Here is a 17,177-nt window from a genome sequence, read left to right as displayed (position 1 = left end):
GGACGGCCGAGCGGTCAGACGGCCGCGATCAGCGAGAGACCGCCCGTGCCGTAGCCGGCGATCTCGAGCTCGACGTCCTCGCGGGCGGCCAGCTGCGCGGCGATCGTCAGCACGTGGGCCGGGACCGGGTCCGTCGGGGCGTAGGTGCCGACGAGCCGGAGGTGCTCGCCCAGCGCGTCGCCGAACGGCGCCGCCAGGACGTTGCAGATCTCCGAGGCGTTCTCGAAAAGGTTGTCCGGCATCAGCCGGTCCTCCTCGGCGGCGTCGGCCGCCCCCTTCGGCACCAGCGCGATCGCGGCGCCGGCCCGGGCGGCGAGCCCGAAGCTGAGCACCGCGACGGCGCGCAGGCGCTGACCGTCGTCGGCGTACGACGCGATGACCGGCTTGGGGATGCCGATGTCGACCGGCTTGCCCTCGGTGATCTCCACGTCGCGGCCGAGCAGGCCCTCGAAGAGGTCCTTGATGTTCTTGCGGTCCGGGATCATGACTGGCTCAGCTCAGCATCCCGGCCAGCTCGGCCTCGAAGTGCTCGGCGGTGAACGGCTTGGCGATCAGGAACATCGCGCCCGCCGACTTCGCGGCGGCGCGCATCTCCTCCGAGCCCTCGGAGGTGATGAACCCGAACGGGACGGCGTTGCCGTTGCCGCGCAGGGCGCGGAGCAGCTCGATGCCCGTCTTGTTCGGCATGTTCCAGTCCGAGAGCACCAGGTCGGGTGCCTCGGCGGCCACCTTGTCCAGCGCCTCGGCGCCGTCGACGGCCTCCAAGTAGTCGTGGTGCCCGAAACCGGCCTGGCGCAGGGTGCGGAGCACGATCTGGCGCATGACCTTGCTGTCGTCGGCGATCAGGATCTTCATGATCTTCCTTCTAGTCGCTGCTGGCAGTCCGGACCCGCTCAGGCGGCGTCCGGGACGATCTGGACGTAGACGGGTGCGTCGCCCCAGGAGACGACGAACGACTCGTCACGGGAGGGCACCTCGGTGACCTCCGAGACGCCGGGCAGGCCGAGCGCGGAGGTGCCCGGGAGGGCGCCCTTCACGCTGCCGCCGACGACGTTCAGCACCTCGCCCACGGCGTCGTGGACGTCGGGCTCGTCGAGCTCGTCCTCGGGACCGAGGCCGAGCATCGCGTTGGCGATCTGGTTGGCGACGCCGGCGTCACAGGTGAGCACGAGGCGCCCGTTCCACTCGCCGCGCAGCTCGATCTGGGCCTGGAGCCCGGTCTCGAACTCCGCCGGCCGCTCCGTGGGCCACGGGTCGGCGGTCGCGAAGAGCATGGAGCCCCACACCTGCTCGATGGCGGCGAGGACGAGCGCCTGGTCGGGCGCGCTTGCGATGGTCATGTCAGACCCCTGTCGAAGTCGGGAGGAGCCCGAGAAGGTCGAGCTTCTCGAGCATGGCCTCACCCGTGAACGGCTTGATGAGGTACTCGTGGGCGCCGGCCGCCAGGGCACGGACGATCTGGTCCGACTCGCTCTCGGTGGTCACCATCATCAGCGTGATGGCGCGCCACTCGGGATGCCTGCGGACCTCGGTGATGAACGTCAGGCCGTCCATCACCGGCATGTTCCAGTCCACGCAGGCCAGCTCCGGGACGTCGCCGGGACCGGCGAGGAGGTCGAGTGCCTCCTGGCCGTCGGCGGCCTCCAGGACCTCGAATCCCGCGTCACCGAGGATGCGGCCGACGATTCGGCGCATCGCTCGGGAGTCGTCGACTACCAAGGCACGCATGTGCGCTGTTCCTCTCTGATCCGATACACCGAAGATCTTCCGGCCGGGACTCGTTCCCAGGCGTCGTCGACGCCCATGGTCATCTCGGCCGCCCCCAGGAAGAGGTGACCGTCGGGTGCCATCACCTGGCGGACCCTGCGCAAGATGTCCTGCTTCGTCGGCAGGTCGAAGTAGATGAGCACGTTGCGCAGGAACACCACGTCGAACTTCCCCATCGGGGGGAAGGGACGGGTGAGGTTCAGCTGACGGAACTGCACACGGTCCTTGATCGACTGGTTGATCCGCCAGTTGAGGCCACTTCGCTCGAAATGCCGCACCAAGGTGGTGGCCGGCATGCCGCGGTTGACCTCGAGCTGCGAGTACTCGCCGCGACGGCCGCGCTCGAGCATCTCCTCGGAGAGGTCGGTCGCGATGACGTCGGTCTTCCACCCGGCGAGCTCCGGGGTGTCCAGCGCCGTCATCACGATGCTGTACGGCTCCTGCCCGCTCGAGCACGCGGCCGCCCACACGCGCAGCTCGCGGTTGGGGCGCGTCTTCGCCAGCAGGGGCAGCACCTCCTTGCGGAGGGTCGTGTACGGGTCGCTGTCGCGGAACCACGACGTCTCGTTGGTGGTGAGCGCCTCGACGACCTTCATGAGCGCCGCCTGCGAGCGCCGGGTCGAGAGGTCGGCGACGTACGCGTCGACGTCCGGATGACCGGCCTCGCGGGCGAGCGGCACGAGGCGCGACTCGACGAGGTACTCCTTGCCCGGCTCGAGCACGATGGCGCTCTCGGCGCGCACCAGCTCCCGGACGAAGGTGAATGCCTGTGGACTGATGGTCACGAACGACCCCCCCGGGACGCGACCAGCGGGATGCTGGCGAAACGGTTGGCGATCTCTGCTGCGATGTCGCGGAGCGGGAGCACCCGCTCGGCGAGGCCCGCACTGGCTACGGCGCCCGGCATGCCCCAGACGACCGAGGTCGCCTGGTCCTGGGCGATGACGCTGCCGCCGCGGTCGACGATCTCTCGCGAGCCCTTGGCCCCGTCGGAGCCCATGCCCGTGAGGACGACGCCGAGGACGGAGCCGTCGACGGTAGCTGCGGCGGTGCGGAAGAGCACGTCGACGGCGGGGCGGCAGTAGTTCTCCGGCGGACCCTGGGTCAGCCGGGCGACGAGGCCGGACGCGTCGGCGGCGACCTCGAGGTGGTGGTCGCCGGGGGCGATGCAGATCGTCCCGGGACGCAGGTGCTGGCCGTGCTCGGCCTCGGTGACCTCGACCTGGAGCTGGCGGTCGAGCCGGGCGGCGAGCTGGCGGGTGAAGAGCGGGGGCATGTGCTGGACGATGGCGACCGGCACCGGGAGCGGCGGGAGCGTGGCGAGCAGCGTGCTCAGCGCCTCGGGTCCACCGGTCGAGGAGCCGATCACCACGAGCCGGTAGCCACCGCGCGGCGGCGCGCTCGGGGTGCGCAGCACCGGCGGGGCCGGCTTGACCACCGGCCGGCCGGGCAGCCCGGAGCCGGCGCGCGGGACCAGCGACTTGATCCGCGGGATGAGCGCCTCGCGCACCTGCTCCATGGAGCGGGCGACACTGCCGACGTTCGCCGGCTTCGGCACGTAGTCGGAGGCACCGGCGGCCAGCGCGTCGAGGGTGGCGACGGCGCCACGCTCGGTGAGCGTGCTGAACATGATGACCGGCACGCGACTGCCGGACTCCCGCAACGCCCGGACGGTCTCGATGCCGTTGAGCTCGGGCATCTCGACGTCCATCGTCACGAGGTCGGGTCGCAGCAGCGCGATCTTCTGCAGACCGGCGCGGCCGTTGACCGCGGTGCCGACGACCTCGATGTCGGGATCCTCGGCGAGCAGGTCGGAGACCAGCTTGCGGATCACGACCGAGTCGTCGACGACCAGCACCCGGATCGGGGCCATCAGCGTCCACCTCTCGTCCCTCGCCTCTCTGGCGAGGTGCCCTACCCATCGGCCGTGGCCGAGAGGACTTGAGAGTCCGGGAGGTGAAGAGAAGGAGAGATCAGCAGCCGGTCTGGTCCGGCGCCCCGTGGACGGCGTTCCAGGGGCGCAGCAGCACGTCCGCGTCGCCGCTGCCGAGCAGGTCGCCGACCGTGCTCGCCTGGACGACGCCGGCCCAGGCGTTCCAGACGCCGTACGCCGCGTCCCGGGCGGTGAAGCCGCCCCGGTCGAAGGCGATAACGGCGGCGAGCTGCGCGTCGCAGGCCAGCCGGAGACGCTCCGACATCGACAGCGCCCAGGTGGCCTGGTGCATCGCGGGCGCCCACGCGGCGGTGTGGATGCGCAGCTCGTCGACGGCACGCCGCCACTGCTCGCGCACGTCGTGGTCGGCGCTCGCGAAGACCTGGAGCCGCTGGTCGACCTCGGGGATGCCGACGGTCGCACCGTCGAGGTCGCGGAGCGGCAGCCCGGCGCGGAGGTACGGCGCGGCCATCGCCCGGCGCAGGTCGCCGGGGAGCCGGTCCCGCAGGTAGGCGCTCGCGGCCGCGTCGGCGAGGACGTCGGCGGCGAGGGAGGCGATCGGGTCCTGGACGGCCAGCGTGTCGCCGTGCAGCCAGGTCCAGTCGAGGACGTCGCGCCGCAGCAGCCGGTCGAGCAGGTGCACGTCACCGAGGAGGCTGGTCTCGAGGCGGCGCAGCAGGGCCGTCTCGCCGGCGGCGGCCTCCTCGAGGGCGGCGCCCGCGAGGGGCAGCGCGGTGGTCATCGCAGGGGTCTCGGTGAGCGGGGCGCACGCGCGCCGCCACTCCTCGCGCAGCCCGGGGCCGGGATGGCACTCGGCGAGCTGCTCGAGCTCCTCGGGACCGGCCGCGAGGGCGACCCGCACCACGCCGGCGACCTGGCGTCCCCCGGGGAGACGCGCGAGGTCGAACCCGAGAGCTGGACCGCCGACCACGGAGTACGCCACGAGCGTGATCGTAGCCCCGTGGCCGGCGAACGGCTCAGTCCCTTGCAGAAGCCTTGAAGAACCCCACCGAATCGCGCAGCTCCGACGACATCCGGGCCAGCTCCTCGATCGCGGACCGCGACTGGCCGAGCGCCTGGGTCGTCGACCGCGCCGCGGCCGACACGCCGTCGATGTTCTGGGCGATCTCGCCCGAGCCGGTCGAGGCCTCAGCGACGTTGCGCGACATCTCGTTGGTCGTGGCGGTCTGCTCCTCCACGGCCGAGGCGATGGTCAGCTGGTAGTCGTTGATCGTCGTGATGATCGTGGCGATCTGCGCGATGGCCTCGACCGCGCCGCTGGTGTCGCTCTGGATGGCCTCGACCCGGCGGGCGATGTCCTCGGTGGCTCGCGCGGTCTCCCCCGCGAGCTCCTTGACCTCGTTGGCCACGACCGCGAAGCCCTTGCCGGCCTCGCCGGCCCGAGCGGCCTCGATGGTCGCGTTGAGGGCGAGCAGGTTGGTCTGCCCGGCGATCGAGGTGATCGTCTTGACCACGTTGCCGATCTCCTGGCTCGACGCGCCCAGCTTGGCGACCTGCTCGTTGGTGGTCTCGACGATCCCGACCGCCTGGGAGGCGACCCGGGCGGCGTCGTTGGCGGAGCTCGCGATCTCGCGGATCGAGGCACCCATCTCCTCCGCGCCGGCGGCGACGGTCGAGACGTTGCGGGACACCTCGTCGGCGGCGCCGGACACGACGCCGGCCTGGGCCGAGGTCTCCTCGGCGCCGGCGGCGATCTGCTGCGACGAGGCCGACAGCTGCACCGAGGCGGCGGCCACCGAGTCCGCGGACGCGGCGACGGAGAGGATCAGGTCGTTCAGCCGCGTCGTCGCGGCGTCGAGGGCAGCGCCCATGACGCCGACGTCGTCGGCGGAGTCGAGGTCCGCGCGTACCGTGAGGTCACCCTCGGCCAGCGCCTCGGCGACCTCCCGGACCCGGGCGACCCGGCGGGCGGTGGCCGCGGCGACGAGCCAGCCGAGCAGCAGGGCCAGGCTGATGCCGACGGCCAGCAGGATGATCGCGGTCAACAGGTTGGTCCGGTGCGCGCCGCGCACGTCGGCGACGGCCTGCTTGGCGGAGGCCCCCTCGACCGCCGTGAGCGAGTCGAGCTGGTCGGTCAGCTGGTCGATGATCGGGGTGCCGGTGGTGGTGTTCTTCACCCACCACCAGGCGGTCTCGCCCTTCAGCGCGAGCGGCATCAGGATGTCGTGCTGCAGGTCCGCGTAGGAGTCGACCGCTGCCGTGAGGTCCTGGGTCGCCTGCGCCTGTCGCGACCCCAGCGCGGCGTACGCGGCCGCGGCCTTGTCGAAGGCGGCCCGGTCGGCGTCGAACTGCTCGCCCGCCTGCTTCTTGTCGTTCTCCTGCAGCGCCAGGATCGCGTTGCGCGCGTCCAGGCGCATGTCCGCGACCGACCGCTCCATGTTCGCGACGTAGGAGACACCCTGGACGTTCTGGTCGTACAGACCCTCGGCGCGGTCGACCGAGGTGCTCATGGCATGGATGCCGAGCACCCCGACCGCGACCGCGACGGCCGCGGTGACCACGACGGACGCCAGGATCTTCGGGCGCACGTTGGTGTCGCGGAACCAGCGGATCAGGACGTGGCCGGAGGCCTTGGTGCCGACGAACGCGTCATCGGTGGTGCCGGTGGTGCCGGTGGTCGGGGTGGAGTCGTGGGCAGGAGCAGACTCAGACACAGGATGCCTTTCCGAGAGCGAGGGAGGAGCAGGTGACCGCGGTCAGCGGTCGGAGTGGAACCGCGAGATCTCGGTGCGGAGCGAGGCCGCCATCCGAGCCAGCTCACCGATGGCGGTGAGGGTCTGGTTGACGGCCTGGGTGGTGCCGTCCGCCGCGGTCGCGACGCCCGAGATGTTCTGCGCGATCTCGCCCGAGCCCGTCGAGGCCTCGGCGACGTTGCGCGACATCTCGTTGGTGGTCGCGGTCTGCTCCTCCACCGCCGAGGCGATGGTCAGCTGGTAGTCGTTGATCGTCGTGATGATCGTCGCGATCTCGCCGATCGCGTCGACCGCTCCGGTGGTGTCGTTCTGGATGGCCTCGACCCGGCGGGCGATGTCCTCGGTCGCGCGGGCGGTCTCCTGGGCCAGCTCTTTGACCTCGTTGGCCACGACCGCGAAGCCCTTGCCGGCCTCGCCGGCCCGAGCGGCCTCGATGGTCGCGTTCAGCGCGAGCAGGTTGGTCTGCTCGGCGATCGAGGTGATCACCTTGACCACGTTGCCGATCTCCTGGCTGGAGGCGCCCAGCTTGGCCACCGACTCGTTCGTGGTCTCGACGATGCCCACGGCCTGCGAGGCGACGCGGGCGGCGTCGTTGGCAGAGCTCGCGATCTCGCGGATCGACGCGCCCATCTGCTCGGCGCCGGCCGCCACGGTGTGCACGTTGCGGGAGACCTCGTCGGCGGCGCCGGACACGACACCGGCCTGGACCGAGGTCTCCTCGGCACCCGCCGCGATCTGCTGCGAGGACGCCGAGAGCTCCTCCGAGGCGGCGGCCACGGCGTCAGCGGACTCCTGGACCGAGGTGACGATGTCGGAGACCGACTCGATCGACTGGTTGAGCGCACGCTCGAGGTCTCCGAGCTCAGCGGTGGAGACCTCCTCGGCGCGCTGCGACAGGTCGCCCTCCGCGAAGCCGCTGAGCACCGCGACGCTGCGGCGCAGCGGGCGGACGATCGAGCGACCGATGAGGGTCGACAGGGTGACCATCAGCACCAGGCCCAGCAGGCCGGCGACGATCGTCGTCCAGAGCACGCGGTTCTTGGTGCTCTCCTGGTCGACGGAGTAGGCGTTGGTGGCGGCGAGGACGCTCTGGTACGCCGAGGCGACGGTCTCGTTGAGCTGCTCGGAGAGCTGCTGGATGCCGCTGACGTTGGCACGAGCGCTGTCCTGGTTGGCGACCGCGCCCTGGATGAAGGTCGAGAGCGACTTGACGTAGGTCGTGAAGGCGGCCTGGAACTGCTGCGAGTCCTCCTGGGAGACGTTCATCTTCGTGCTGGTGAAGTCGATGCTCTCCAGACCCTTCATCGTGCTCTCCAGCACGGCGGCGTCCTTCTCGAACTTCGTCGCCGCGACCGACGCGTCGGGCAGGCTGACGGACAGGTAGGCGTCCGAGGACAGCTGCTGCGCGGCGACCCCGACCGACTGGATCATCCCCGCGGCGGTGCCGAGCTGGTTCTGCTGGTCGGACGAGCTCTTCAGCGTCGTGATGCCGTTGATCGCGACCGCGCCCAGGACGATCATCGTGAGCGCGCTGATCGCCGAGATGAGCTGGAGCCGGCGGGAGACGGACAGGTTCAGATGGGGCTTCTTCATCATCAGCCTTCGGATCGGCCTCCCGGCGGGGAGGTTCGAGTCAGGGGGTCAGCGGGTCAGGCCGCGGCGGCGCGCTCGACGTCGAGGGCGAGCAGCAGGCCCTCGTCGAGCTTGTAGGCGCCGCGGACCAGCTCGCGGGACGGGCCGGTCAACGTGTCCGGCGGGAGCTCGAACTGCTCCTCGTCGACGTCGACGACGGCCCCGATCGAGTCGACCAGCAGCGCGGTCGGCTCGTCGGCGACCCGGACGACCACCAGCATCGGCTCCTGCTCGACGTCGCGGTCGGCCAGGCCCAGCTGGGCCCGCAGCTCGATCGCGCTGAGCACCTGGCCGCGCAGGTTGATCAGGCCCGAGACGCTCTCCGGCGCGAGCGGGATGCGGGTGCGGGGCTGACCCCGCAGCACCTCCTGCACGGCGGTGACGTCGACGCCGTACAGGCGCCCCTCGAGGGTGAAGGTGACCAGGCGGGTGCTCACATCGTCTCCTGGAGCTCAGCACCGACGGCGAACTCCGCCGCGGCGTAGAAGGTCGGGTCGGCCGAGAGGATCGCGGCCCGGACGTCGAGGACCTCGACGATCCGGTCGCGGAGGAGGGTCGAGCCGAGCACGCCGTGGTCGGAGACCTCCTCGTTGACGTAGGTGTTCTCGTCGACGATGTCGACGATCTCGTCCACCACGATCGCGGCGCTGCGGTCACCGACGGTGTAGACGACCACGACCAGGTCGTCGTCGTGCCGGTCGCTGATCGCGCCGAGGAAGTGGTTGAGGCGGACGACCGGGAGGATCGCGCCGCGGTACTGCACGACCTCGCGGTTGCCGATCCGCTCGACCACCGAGCCGGGGAGGTTCTCCAGGCGGGTGACCGACGAGAGCGGCAGCGCGACCCGACGGCCGCTGCCGATGCCGGCGACGAGCATCCGCAGGTGCTCGGTGGCGGCGTGCTGCGACTCGATGTCGTCCATGCTCGCCTCGAGGGAGTCGGTGTTGAGCACCCGGCGGGCGAGGGCCTGGACGTCCAGGATCAGGGCGACGCGGCCGTCGCCGAGGATGGTCGCGCCGGAGTAGGTGCCCAGCGCCTTGAGCTGGGAGGCCAGCGGCTTGACGACGATCTCCTCGGTGCTGAGCACGCGGTCGATCACCAGGCCGAAGCGCTTGCCCTCGGCCTGGAGGACGGCGATCAGCACGTGGCCGTCGGAGCGGTCGGACTCGACGCCGAGGACGTCGGTCAGGCGCACCAGCGGGAGCAGGGCACCGCGCAGGCGGTAGACGGACGCGCCGTTCACGTCCTCGACGGCGTTCTCGGCGCGGTCGGCGTCGAGGGCGACGAGCTCCAGCAGGCTGACCTGCGGAATCGCGTAGCGGTCGCCGGCGCACTCGACGGTGAGGGCGGGGACGATCGCGAGCGTGAGCGGGATGCGCAGCCGGCAGGTGGTGCCGCGGCCGTGCACGGACTCGACGTCGATGGTGCCGCCGATGCTCTCGATGTTGGTGCGCACGACGTCCATGCCCACGCCCCGGCCCGACACGTTGGTGACGGCGGCGGCGGTGGAGAAGCCCGGCACGAAGATCAGCTGGAGCAGGTCGGTCGGCGACAGCTCGGCGAGCTGGGCCTGGGTCCGGAGCCCGCGCTCGAGCGCCTTCGCGGCGATCTTCTGCGGGTCGATGCCGGCACCGTCGTCACTGACCTCGACGACGACCTGGCCGCCCTCGTGGTAGGCGCGCAGGGTGAGGACGCCCTCGGCCGGCTTGCCCGCCGCCACCCGGTCCTCGGGCGACTCGAGGCCGTGGTCGACGGCGTTGCGGACCAGGTGCGTCAGCGGGTCCTTGACGGCCTCGAGCAGGGTCCGGTCGAGCTCGGTCTCCTTGCCGTGCATCGCGAGCGAGACGCGCTTGCCGCAGGTGGCACCGAGGTCGCGGACGACGCGGGGCAGCTTGGACCAGATGTTGTCGATCGGCTGCATGCGGGTCTTCATGACCCCCTCCTGCAGCTCGGACGCGATCAGGTTGAGGCGCTGGGAGGAGCGCAGCAGCTCGACGTCGTCCTGGTCGCCCGCCTGGCGGACGATCTGGTTGCGGGTGAGCACCAGCTCACCGACGAGGCGCATGAGGGTGTCGAGCAGGTCGACGTCCACCCGGACCGACGAGTCGGCGACGGTACGACGGACGCCCTGCTCCTCGTGCTCGGCAGCGGCCTCGGCGACCCGAGCGGCGGGCGCGGCCGGTGCAGCGGGGGCGGCGACGGGCACGACCGGCGCGGGGGTCTCGGCCACGGGGACAGCCGGCGCGACGATCTCCGCGACCGCCTCGGCGACGACCTCGGCCACCGGCTCGACGACGGGCTCGACCGCGGTCTCCTCGACCGGCCTGCCCTCAAGGATGTCGGTGATCCGGCCGACGACGAGGCTCACGTCGACGTCGCCCTCGGCGCCCTTCTGCTCGATGGTCGCGAGCAGGTCGCGGACGGTGTCCACCATCGCGAGCAGGACGTCGGTGGTCTGCGGGTTCATCTGGAACTTGCCGTCCCGCAGCCGCGCGAGGAGGTTCTCGCCGACGTGGGTCACGGACTCCAGGCGACTGAACGCCAGGAAGCCACTCGTGCCCTTGATCGTGTGGATCGTGCGGAAGATGCTGGCCAGCAGCTCTCGCGAGTCGGGCTCGCGCTCCAGAGCGACCAGGTCGCGGTCGAGCTGATCCAGGTTCTCGTGGCTCTCCACCAGGAACTCCTGGACGATCTCGTCGATCTCATCCACGGGGGTTGCCCTCTCGTCGGTCTGCGTGTTCGACGAGGCATATCGGCGATCCCCGGGACGACCTGAGCGACTATCGCCCCGGTCTTGCGGAGTTGTCTGGTCAGGTGTGGGCGGATGCCCAGAAGACCGCGACGCACACGTTGGCCACCGTGAGCGCCAGGAGCAGGGCCCACAGGCCGGTCGAGATGCGCTCCTTGCGCAGGTTGGCCATCACCAGCGCGAGCACCACCAGGCCGATCAGGCCCTTCACCGCGATCTTCGCGTGGTCGACCGAGCCGTCCCCGGACTCGATCACCCCGACCAGGAGCAGGCCGGCCAGGAACGCCGTACCGGCGCCGTCGCGCATGAGGCCGTTGACGACCTTCTCCGGGTTCCGCACCTGGACCAGCAGCCCACCGAACAGGGCCGCGAAGCCGAGCAGGTGGAGGACGAGCAGGACGTGGCGCAGGAACTCCATGCGTCGAAGTCTAGGAGGGGTCCGTCGGCGCCGAGCCCAGGCGTCCGGTCAGCTGCGCGATGAACTCGTCGGCCATCGCCAGCTGGGTCTCGAGGCGGCTCCGGCGCTCGGCCGCGTCCGCCAGGGTCGCCCTCAGTCGCGTCGACGCGGCCCCGACCGCTGCGGCACCTGCGGCCTCGTCCGCCAGCACCTCGATGTCCCGCATCGCCTCGGCCATCTGCTCGAGGCTGAACCCGAGCGGCTTCATCCGGCGGATGGCGAGGATCTTCTCGACGTCCTCCTCGGTGTAGAGCCGGAACCCGCCGTCCGTGCGGCCGGACGGGCGGAGGAGACCGACCTCGTCCCAGTGCCGCAGCGACCGCAGCGAGAGCTCGGTGCGCGCGGCGACCTCGCCGATGTGCATGGTCCCGCCGTCCGTCTCACCCACGATGCCAACTCTACCCTTACGTAAGGGTAGAGTTGAGCCACGTGACCTCCGATCCCATCACCGTGCGCGCCGCCCTCCGCTCACCCCGGCTCCTGCGGACCGAGGTCCTCGCCGGTCTCGTCGTCGCGCTGGCCCTGATCCCCGAGGCCATCTCCTTCTCGATCATCGCCGGGGTCGACCCCCGGGTCGGCCTGTTCGCGTCGTTCACGATGGCGGTCGCGATCTCCTTCCTCGGCGGTCGGCCCGCGATGATCTCGGCGGCGACCGGGGCGGTGGCCCTGGTCATCGCCCCGGTGATGCGCGACCACGGGTACGACTACCTCATCGCGACGGTGCTGCTCGGCGGGCTGATCCAGGTGGCGCTGGCGCTCGCCGGCGTCGCCCGGCTGATGCGCTTCATCCCCCGCTCGGTGATGGTCGGCTTCGTCAACGCGCTCGCCATCCTCATCTTCGAGGCGCAGATCGACCACCTCGTCGACGTCCCCTGGGCGGTCTACCCGATGGTCGCGGTCGGCATCGCCGTCATCGTCGGCTTCCCGCGGGTCAACTCCGTGGTCCCCGCTCCCCTGGTGGCGATCGTGGCGCTCACGGCGTTCACCCTCCTCGCCGCCGTCGACGTCCCGGACGTCGGCGACGAGGGCCGGCTGCCCGACAGCCTGCCGTCGTGGTTCGTCCCGGACGTGCCGTGGAACCTCGACACCCTGCAGACCATCGCGCCGTACGCGCTGGCGATGGCGCTCGTCGGCATCCTCGAGTCGCTCCTCACCGCGAAGCTGGTCGACGACATCACCGACACCCACTCGGACAAGACCCGGGAGGCGCTCGGACAGGGCGCCGCCAACGTGATCACCGGCTTCTTCGGCGGCATGGGTGGCTGCGCGATGATCGGCCAGACGATGATCAACGTGAAGGCCTCCGGCGCCCGGACCCGGATCTCGACCTTCCTCGCCGGCTCCCTGCTCCTGGTCCTCGTCGTGGGCTTCGGCGATGCCGTCTCCCGGATCCCGATGGCGGCCCTGGTCGCGGTGATGGTGATGGTCTCCGTCGGCACCTTCGACTGGCACTCGATCCGGCCGTCCACCCTCCGCCGGATGCCGCGCTCGGAGACGGCCGTGATGATGGCGACCGTCGCCGTCACCGTCGCCACCCACAACCTCGCGATCGGCGTCGTCGTCGGCGTCCTGGTCGCGATGACGCTCTTCGCACGCCGCGTCGCGCACCTGACCGAGACCCGCCGCGAGCTCCTCGACGACGGACAGGTGGTCGTCTACCGCGTCACCGGCGAGCTGTTCTTCGCCTCGAGCAACGACCTGTACACCCAGTTCCAGTACGCCGATGACCCCGACCGGGTCGTCATCGACCTCTCGGCCTCCCACGTCTGGGACGCCTCGACCGTCGCCTCCCTCGACGCGATCACCACGAAGTACCAGCGCAAGGGCAAGCAGGTCACGATCGTCGGGCTCAACCCCAGCAGCGCCGAGCGGCACGAGCGGCTCAGCGGACAGCTCACGTCGCACTGACGCGATCGATCAGCCGACTCCGAGGCCGTACCAGCGGTACTGCCGCGGCCAGAAGGTGACCATGGCCGACGCCGTTGGGAGCTCGTCGACGGTCTCCCCGGTCGCGCTGGCTCGTCCGAGGTAGTCGCGAAGCGGATTCAGGTAGAGGCACCCCAGCCCGGCGTCGCGTGCGGGAGTGAGCAGCGTGAACGTGAAGGCGCGGCGCGCCTGGTGATCCGCCCAGTGGTCGCGGACCTGGTCGAGGTCGGCCGCCTCGTCGAGATCGACGGGCCAGCGCCCGTCGCTGTGCACGCGGATCACGTCGGGGCTCGCTGAATAGGCGGCGAAGTCCAGGGCTGCGGTCTCCTCGTTGAGCGGGACCGCGACGAACCGGGGGTGGCGGAGCTCCCCCGGAACTGCACCCTCTGCGAGCAGCACGCCGGTAGCCAACCAGATCTCCGGAACTCACGTCCGCCGATGGAAAGACACCGTGCCGACTGGATGTCGGCGCATCTCGTACGCCTGGTCGTGGGCCTTCCTGTGGTGCCAGTGGCACAGCCCGAGGGAGCTGGCCAGGTCGGTACAGCCACCGTTGGACCACTCGGTGAGGTGGTGGGCGTGCAGGCCGGTGGCGCGGTCGCAGCCTTCGGTGGCGCACCGCCCGTGCTGCCGGAGGGCGATCGCGATCCGCTGCGCCTTGGAGTGGAGGCGTTGCTCGCGGCCCAGGTCGAGGATCTCGGACTTGCCGTTGAGGACGACCGGGGAGGATCCCGGCCTCGCAGGCCAGCTGCCGCGCGAGGGTGGGGCTGAGGCGGTCGCCGGTGTCGAGGATGGTGCCGGCCTGCTCCAGGCGGCCCATCAACGACTCCTCGGAGATCGTCACGAGCAGGGTGGCGGTGAGGCCGCCGGTCTTGGGGAGCTTGTTCTCGGGGAACCGCATGACCAGCTCGCTGAACGCCCGGCCCATCTGCTCGGGACCTGCACCGGAGCCCTTGACCGCGTTCTGGTGCTTGCTCGCCATCGTGGCCAGCACGATCTTTGTGAACGCGGCGCCTTCAAGGGTCGGCATGACGCCTTGGTACTGGGTCTTGCCGTGCCCGTCGTCCCAGATCCGCAGGTACGTCGCCCGGGCCGCGGCCTGCTCCTGACGTTCGAGGATCTCGGCCTCGCGGGCATCCGCGCCCTCAGGGTCGATGACCTCCCAGAGCCGCCGCCCGAGCCGGTTGAGCGCCTTCGCGTCGTGCTCGGCGGCGAGGTCGAGCAGGTGCCGCTCCGCGGTGTCGCGGTGCTCGTCGGGGATGGTGTCGACCCACCGGAGCATGACCCGGGCCTGGTCGGCGCTGATCACCGCGGTCGCGAGCGCCAGACGGGTGAGCGCGTTTGTGTGCAGGTCCTTACCGAGCTTCACCATGGTGTGTGCGGCCGAACGGGTCATCTGGGTCTGGTTGGCAAGCCAGACCGCGGTCGAGGATGCTCCGCGGTCCTGGCCGACCTGCTGGTCGTCGGCGTGCCGGGCGACGCGGGCCTTGAGCTCGCACACCTGGGCCTCGAGGCGGGTCAGCTCGACGAGCGCGTCGGCTGCTTCGGTGTCGGTCATCGACCAGACCGGAGCGTCCGCGACGGACGTCGCCGTGTCGCGCATCTGCGCGACCGCGGCGTTCACGCGGTGACTCGGGATGGACGGTGTTGCCATGCCTCAACTCAAGCACTGGCCACCGACAGCGAGATGCTCAGATCCGTTGTTTTGAGCGGGATGTGGACAACTTTCGACGACTCCTTTCGACCAGTTTCGAAGTCGTCCCGGGTGCTGGTTTCGAGGCTCGTCGCTGGCGCTCCTCGCACCTCAACCACCGTGTCGAGACCACCGGAAACCCGGGGAGCGGCGGTGAGTCGAAGCGCGCCGTACTCGCTTTGCTGCCTGTCCGCGAGTAGTCCGCGCCTCCCGCAGGCCGAAGCTCAGCTTCCGGGGTTTCGAGGCTCGCGCGCTAGCGCGCACTCGCACCTCAACCAACGGAAGGGCTCAACCAACGAACGCTCAGAGCAGGCGGCGGTCGGAGGCCCAGCGGGTGAGCTCGTGGCGGGAGGAGAGCTGGAGCTTGCGCAGGACGCTCGACATGTGGGTCTCGACGGTCTTGATGGAGATGAAGAGCTCCTTCGCGACCTCCTTGTAGGCGTAGCCGCGGGCGATCAGGCGCATCACCTCGCGCTCGCGCTCGGTGAGCCGGTCGAGGTCCTCGTCGACGGCGGCCACGTCGATCGCTCCGGAGAAGGCGTCGAGGACGAAGCCCGCGAGCCGGGGCGAGAAGACGGCGTCGCCCTCGGAGACCCGGCCGATCGCCTGCACGAGCTCGGGGCCGGTGATCGTCTTGGTGACGTAGCCCCGGGCACCGCCGCGGATCGTGCCGATCACGTCCTCGGCGGCGTCGGAGACCGAGAGCGCGAGGTAGCGGGTGTCGGGCGACGCACCGGAGGCCGTCGTACGCCGCATCACCTCGACGCCACCGCCGCCGGGCAGGTGGACGTCGAGCAGCACGACGTCGGGGTGGTGCGCGGTGATCGCGGCGATCGCCTCGTCGACGTCCGCGGCCTCGGCGAGCACCTCGACGAGCCCCTGGCCGGCGCCCTCGAGCTCGGCGCGGACACCGCGCCGGAACATCGCGTGGTCGTCGACGATGACGACGCGGACGGGTCCTCGGGCCTCAGCCATGGGTGTTCTCCTCCTGTCGGGCCGAGCGGGGCAGGTGCAGTCGCACCTCGGTGCCCTCGCCCGGGGTCGAGCGGACCTCGGCGGTCCCGCCGTGGCGGGTCATCCGGTCCAGGATGCTGTGGCGGACGCCGTAGCGGTCGTCGGCGACCGTGTCGAGGTCGAAGCCGCGGCCGCGGTCGCGCACGAAGACGTCGACGGCGCCGTCGGTGACCTCGGCGTAGACGTCGACCTTGCCGGTGCCGGCGTGCTTGGCGGCGTTGGTCGCGGCCTCCCCCGTCGCGTGCACGATCGGCCGGAGCGCCTCGTCGAGGTCGCAGTCGCCGACGGTGACCACGTCGACCGAGACGGCGTACTCGTCCTCGACCCGCGCGGCCGCGCCGCGCAGGGCGCTCGCGACGGTGCTCTCGCCCGTGGACTCGCCGGCGTAGAGCCAGGACCGCAGGTCGCGCTCCTGGGCGCGGGCGAGCCGGGCGACCGTGGCCGGGTCCTCGGCGTTGCGCTGGATCAGCGCGAGCGTCTGGAGCACCGAGTCGTGCAGGTGCGCGGCCACGTCGGCGCGCTCCTGGGTGCGCACCCGCTCGGCGCGCTCCTCGCTGAGGTCCGCGGCCAACCGGTAGACCCACGGTCCGACGATGATCGCGATGCCGACGAAGACCAGCAGCGCCCCCGCGAACGCGTCGCGGGCGATCGACAGCGAGCCGTGGCGGCCGGCGTAGATCGCGACGGCGAGGACGATCAGCCCCACGCCCGCGCCGACCCGGGCGTACGACGCCCATCCGCCGTCGCCGAAGACCACCCGGACCGGGTCGATCCGGCCCGAGCTGTTGAGCCACCGCTCCCGCTGCGCCTCGTCGGCCTGCCGCCAGAGCAGCGCGACGCCGATGACCGCGAGGAGCAGCGGCCAGAAGACCGCGCCGGTGCCGAGCAGCGCGTCGAGCAGCAGGATGCCGCCGACGCCGAGGGCGGCCAGCGCGATCGCCGGTCCGACGTCCCCGAGCCGGCGGATCCGGCCCGGACGGCGGCCGCCGCGGGTGGCGCTCTCGATGCCCGGCGGGGCGGTCTCGAAGTGGCGGTCCGAGGGCAGCAGCAGCCAGTAGGCGGCGTACAGGACCACGCCGAGCCCGCTCAGGAAGGCGGCGACGACGAAGCCGGCCCGCACCCAGAGCACCGGCACGCCGAGGTGCCGGGCCAGTCCGGAGGCGACACCGCCGAGGATCGGCTCCTGCGTGTCCCGGCTCGCCCGGCGAACGATCGCGGTGCCGTCTGTGCTGCTCATCTCGGGGTCAATCGTCACACAGGGGACACCCCCGGACCATGAGGGCGAACCCCGG

Annotated in this window: 17 protein-coding genes; 1 reads left to right on the top strand and 16 read right to left on the bottom strand. The window is 71.2% G+C overall.

Features of this window, described 5'->3' with window-relative positions; translation table 11 throughout:
* Window positions 1-14 precede the first annotated feature (14 nt).
* The 13 genes from K8U61_RS18545 to K8U61_RS18485 all read right to left on the bottom strand — a co-directional run bounded on the left by K8U61_RS18545 (window position 15) and on the right by K8U61_RS18485 (window position 11,640).
* Entirely contained in the window at window positions 15-485 is a 471-nt protein-coding gene (locus K8U61_RS18545) for a hypothetical protein (RefSeq protein WP_224124539.1), read from the bottom strand.
* Between the two features lie 7 nt (window positions 486-492).
* Complete coding sequence (locus K8U61_RS18540; protein WP_224124538.1) at window positions 493-855, bottom strand: response regulator; 363 nt, start codon at window positions 853-855, stop codon at window positions 493-495.
* Between the two features lie 38 nt (window positions 856-893).
* Entirely contained in the window at window positions 894-1,340 is a 447-nt protein-coding gene (locus tag K8U61_RS18535; RefSeq protein WP_224124537.1) for a chemotaxis protein CheX, read from the bottom strand.
* 1 nt (window position 1,341) lies between these two features.
* Complete coding sequence (locus K8U61_RS18530; protein WP_224124536.1) at window positions 1,342-1,728, bottom strand: response regulator; 387 nt, start codon at window positions 1,726-1,728, stop codon at window positions 1,342-1,344.
* Window positions 1,713-2,552, bottom strand: a complete 840-nt coding sequence (locus K8U61_RS18525; RefSeq protein WP_224124535.1) for a CheR family methyltransferase — start codon at window positions 2,550-2,552, stop codon at window positions 1,713-1,715. The genes K8U61_RS18530 and K8U61_RS18525 overlap by 16 nt, the downstream gene beginning before the upstream one ends.
* The gene (locus K8U61_RS18520; RefSeq protein ID WP_224124534.1) at window positions 2,549-3,640 is read right to left on the bottom strand and encodes a protein-glutamate methylesterase/protein-glutamine glutaminase; all 1,092 of its coding nucleotides are present in this window, start codon (window positions 3,638-3,640) and stop codon (window positions 2,549-2,551) included. Before K8U61_RS18520 ends, K8U61_RS18525 begins: the two co-directional genes overlap by 4 nt.
* A gap of 100 nt (window positions 3,641-3,740) precedes the next feature.
* Window positions 3,741-4,643 (bottom strand): hypothetical protein, encoded by a 903-nt coding sequence (locus K8U61_RS18515; RefSeq protein WP_224124533.1) that lies wholly within the window; start codon window positions 4,641-4,643, stop codon window positions 3,741-3,743.
* 34 nt (window positions 4,644-4,677) lie between these two features.
* The gene (locus K8U61_RS18510) at window positions 4,678-6,375 is read right to left on the bottom strand and encodes a methyl-accepting chemotaxis protein (protein WP_224124532.1); all 1,698 of its coding nucleotides are present in this window, start codon (window positions 6,373-6,375) and stop codon (window positions 4,678-4,680) included.
* A 42-nt stretch (window positions 6,376-6,417) separates the two neighbouring features.
* On the bottom strand, window positions 6,418-8,007 hold the full coding sequence (locus K8U61_RS18505; RefSeq protein WP_224124531.1) for a methyl-accepting chemotaxis protein: 1,590 nt from the start codon (window positions 8,005-8,007) through the stop codon (window positions 6,418-6,420).
* Window positions 8,008-8,063: 56 nt separating this feature from the next.
* Window positions 8,064-8,483, bottom strand: a complete 420-nt coding sequence (locus tag K8U61_RS18500; protein ID WP_224124530.1) for a chemotaxis protein CheW — start codon at window positions 8,481-8,483, stop codon at window positions 8,064-8,066.
* Entirely contained in the window at window positions 8,480-10,756 is a 2,277-nt protein-coding gene (locus K8U61_RS18495; protein WP_224124529.1) for a chemotaxis protein CheW, read from the bottom strand. Before K8U61_RS18495 ends, K8U61_RS18500 begins: the two co-directional genes overlap by 4 nt.
* A gap of 100 nt (window positions 10,757-10,856) precedes the next feature.
* Window positions 10,857-11,213, bottom strand: coding sequence for a hypothetical protein (locus K8U61_RS18490; RefSeq protein WP_224124528.1), 357 nt, complete (start codon window positions 11,211-11,213; stop codon window positions 10,857-10,859).
* Window positions 11,214-11,223: 10 nt separating this feature from the next.
* On the bottom strand, window positions 11,224-11,640 hold the full coding sequence (locus K8U61_RS18485; RefSeq protein ID WP_224124527.1) for a MerR family transcriptional regulator: 417 nt from the start codon (window positions 11,638-11,640) through the stop codon (window positions 11,224-11,226).
* Between the two features lie 41 nt (window positions 11,641-11,681).
* Between K8U61_RS18485 and K8U61_RS18480 the strand changes: the two genes are divergently transcribed.
* The gene (locus K8U61_RS18480; RefSeq protein ID WP_224124526.1) at window positions 11,682-13,160 is read left to right on the top strand and encodes a SulP family inorganic anion transporter; all 1,479 of its coding nucleotides are present in this window, start codon (window positions 11,682-11,684) and stop codon (window positions 13,158-13,160) included.
* A 9-nt stretch (window positions 13,161-13,169) separates the two neighbouring features.
* On the opposite strand, the gene K8U61_RS18475 is transcribed toward K8U61_RS18480, so the two are convergent.
* The 3 genes from K8U61_RS18475 to K8U61_RS18460 all read right to left on the bottom strand — a co-directional run bounded on the left by K8U61_RS18475 (window position 13,170) and on the right by K8U61_RS18460 (window position 17,122).
* On the bottom strand, window positions 13,170-13,577 hold the full coding sequence (locus K8U61_RS18475) for a hypothetical protein (RefSeq protein ID WP_224124594.1): 408 nt from the start codon (window positions 13,575-13,577) through the stop codon (window positions 13,170-13,172).
* A gap of 1,597 nt (window positions 13,578-15,174) precedes the next feature.
* On the bottom strand, window positions 15,175-15,846 hold the full coding sequence (locus K8U61_RS18465; RefSeq protein WP_224124525.1) for a response regulator: 672 nt from the start codon (window positions 15,844-15,846) through the stop codon (window positions 15,175-15,177).
* The gene (locus tag K8U61_RS18460; RefSeq protein WP_224124524.1) at window positions 15,839-17,122 is read right to left on the bottom strand and encodes a PspC domain-containing protein; all 1,284 of its coding nucleotides are present in this window, start codon (window positions 17,120-17,122) and stop codon (window positions 15,839-15,841) included. The genes K8U61_RS18465 and K8U61_RS18460 overlap by 8 nt, the downstream gene beginning before the upstream one ends.
* Window positions 17,123-17,177 lie beyond the last annotated feature (55 nt).

Source organism: Nocardioides mangrovi (assembly GCF_020073815.1).
In the GTDB taxonomy this organism is placed as follows: domain Bacteria; phylum Actinomycetota; class Actinomycetes; order Propionibacteriales; family Nocardioidaceae; genus Nocardioides; species Nocardioides mangrovi.
This window is presented reverse-complemented; position numbering and strand designations above follow the sequence as displayed.

What these genes read in the sequence shown, in the direction of transcription:
- K8U61_RS18530 (WP_224124536.1), bottom strand. Translation starts at nt 1,728, where the DNA reads ATGCGTGCCTTGGTAGTCGACGACTCCCGAGCGATGCGCCGAATCGTC.
- K8U61_RS18460 (WP_224124524.1), bottom strand. Translation starts at nt 17,122, where the DNA reads ATGAGCAGCACAGACGGCACCGCGATCGTTCGCCGGGCGAGCCGGGAC.
- K8U61_RS18535 (WP_224124537.1), bottom strand. Translation starts at nt 1,340, where the DNA reads ATGACCATCGCAAGCGCGCCCGACCAGGCGCTCGTCCTCGCCGCCATC.
- K8U61_RS18465 (WP_224124525.1), bottom strand. Translation starts at nt 15,846, where the DNA reads ATGGCTGAGGCCCGAGGACCCGTCCGCGTCGTCATCGTCGACGACCAC.
- K8U61_RS18540 (WP_224124538.1), bottom strand. Translation starts at nt 855, where the DNA reads ATGAAGATCCTGATCGCCGACGACAGCAAGGTCATGCGCCAGATCGTG.
- K8U61_RS18520 (WP_224124534.1), bottom strand. Translation starts at nt 3,640, where the DNA reads ATGGCCCCGATCCGGGTGCTGGTCGTCGACGACTCGGTCGTGATCCGC.
- K8U61_RS18545 (WP_224124539.1), bottom strand. Translation starts at nt 485, where the DNA reads ATGATCCCGGACCGCAAGAACATCAAGGACCTCTTCGAGGGCCTGCTC.
- K8U61_RS18505 (WP_224124531.1), bottom strand. Translation starts at nt 8,007, where the DNA reads ATGAAGAAGCCCCATCTGAACCTGTCCGTCTCCCGCCGGCTCCAGCTC.
- K8U61_RS18490 (WP_224124528.1), bottom strand. Translation starts at nt 11,213, where the DNA reads ATGGAGTTCCTGCGCCACGTCCTGCTCGTCCTCCACCTGCTCGGCTTC.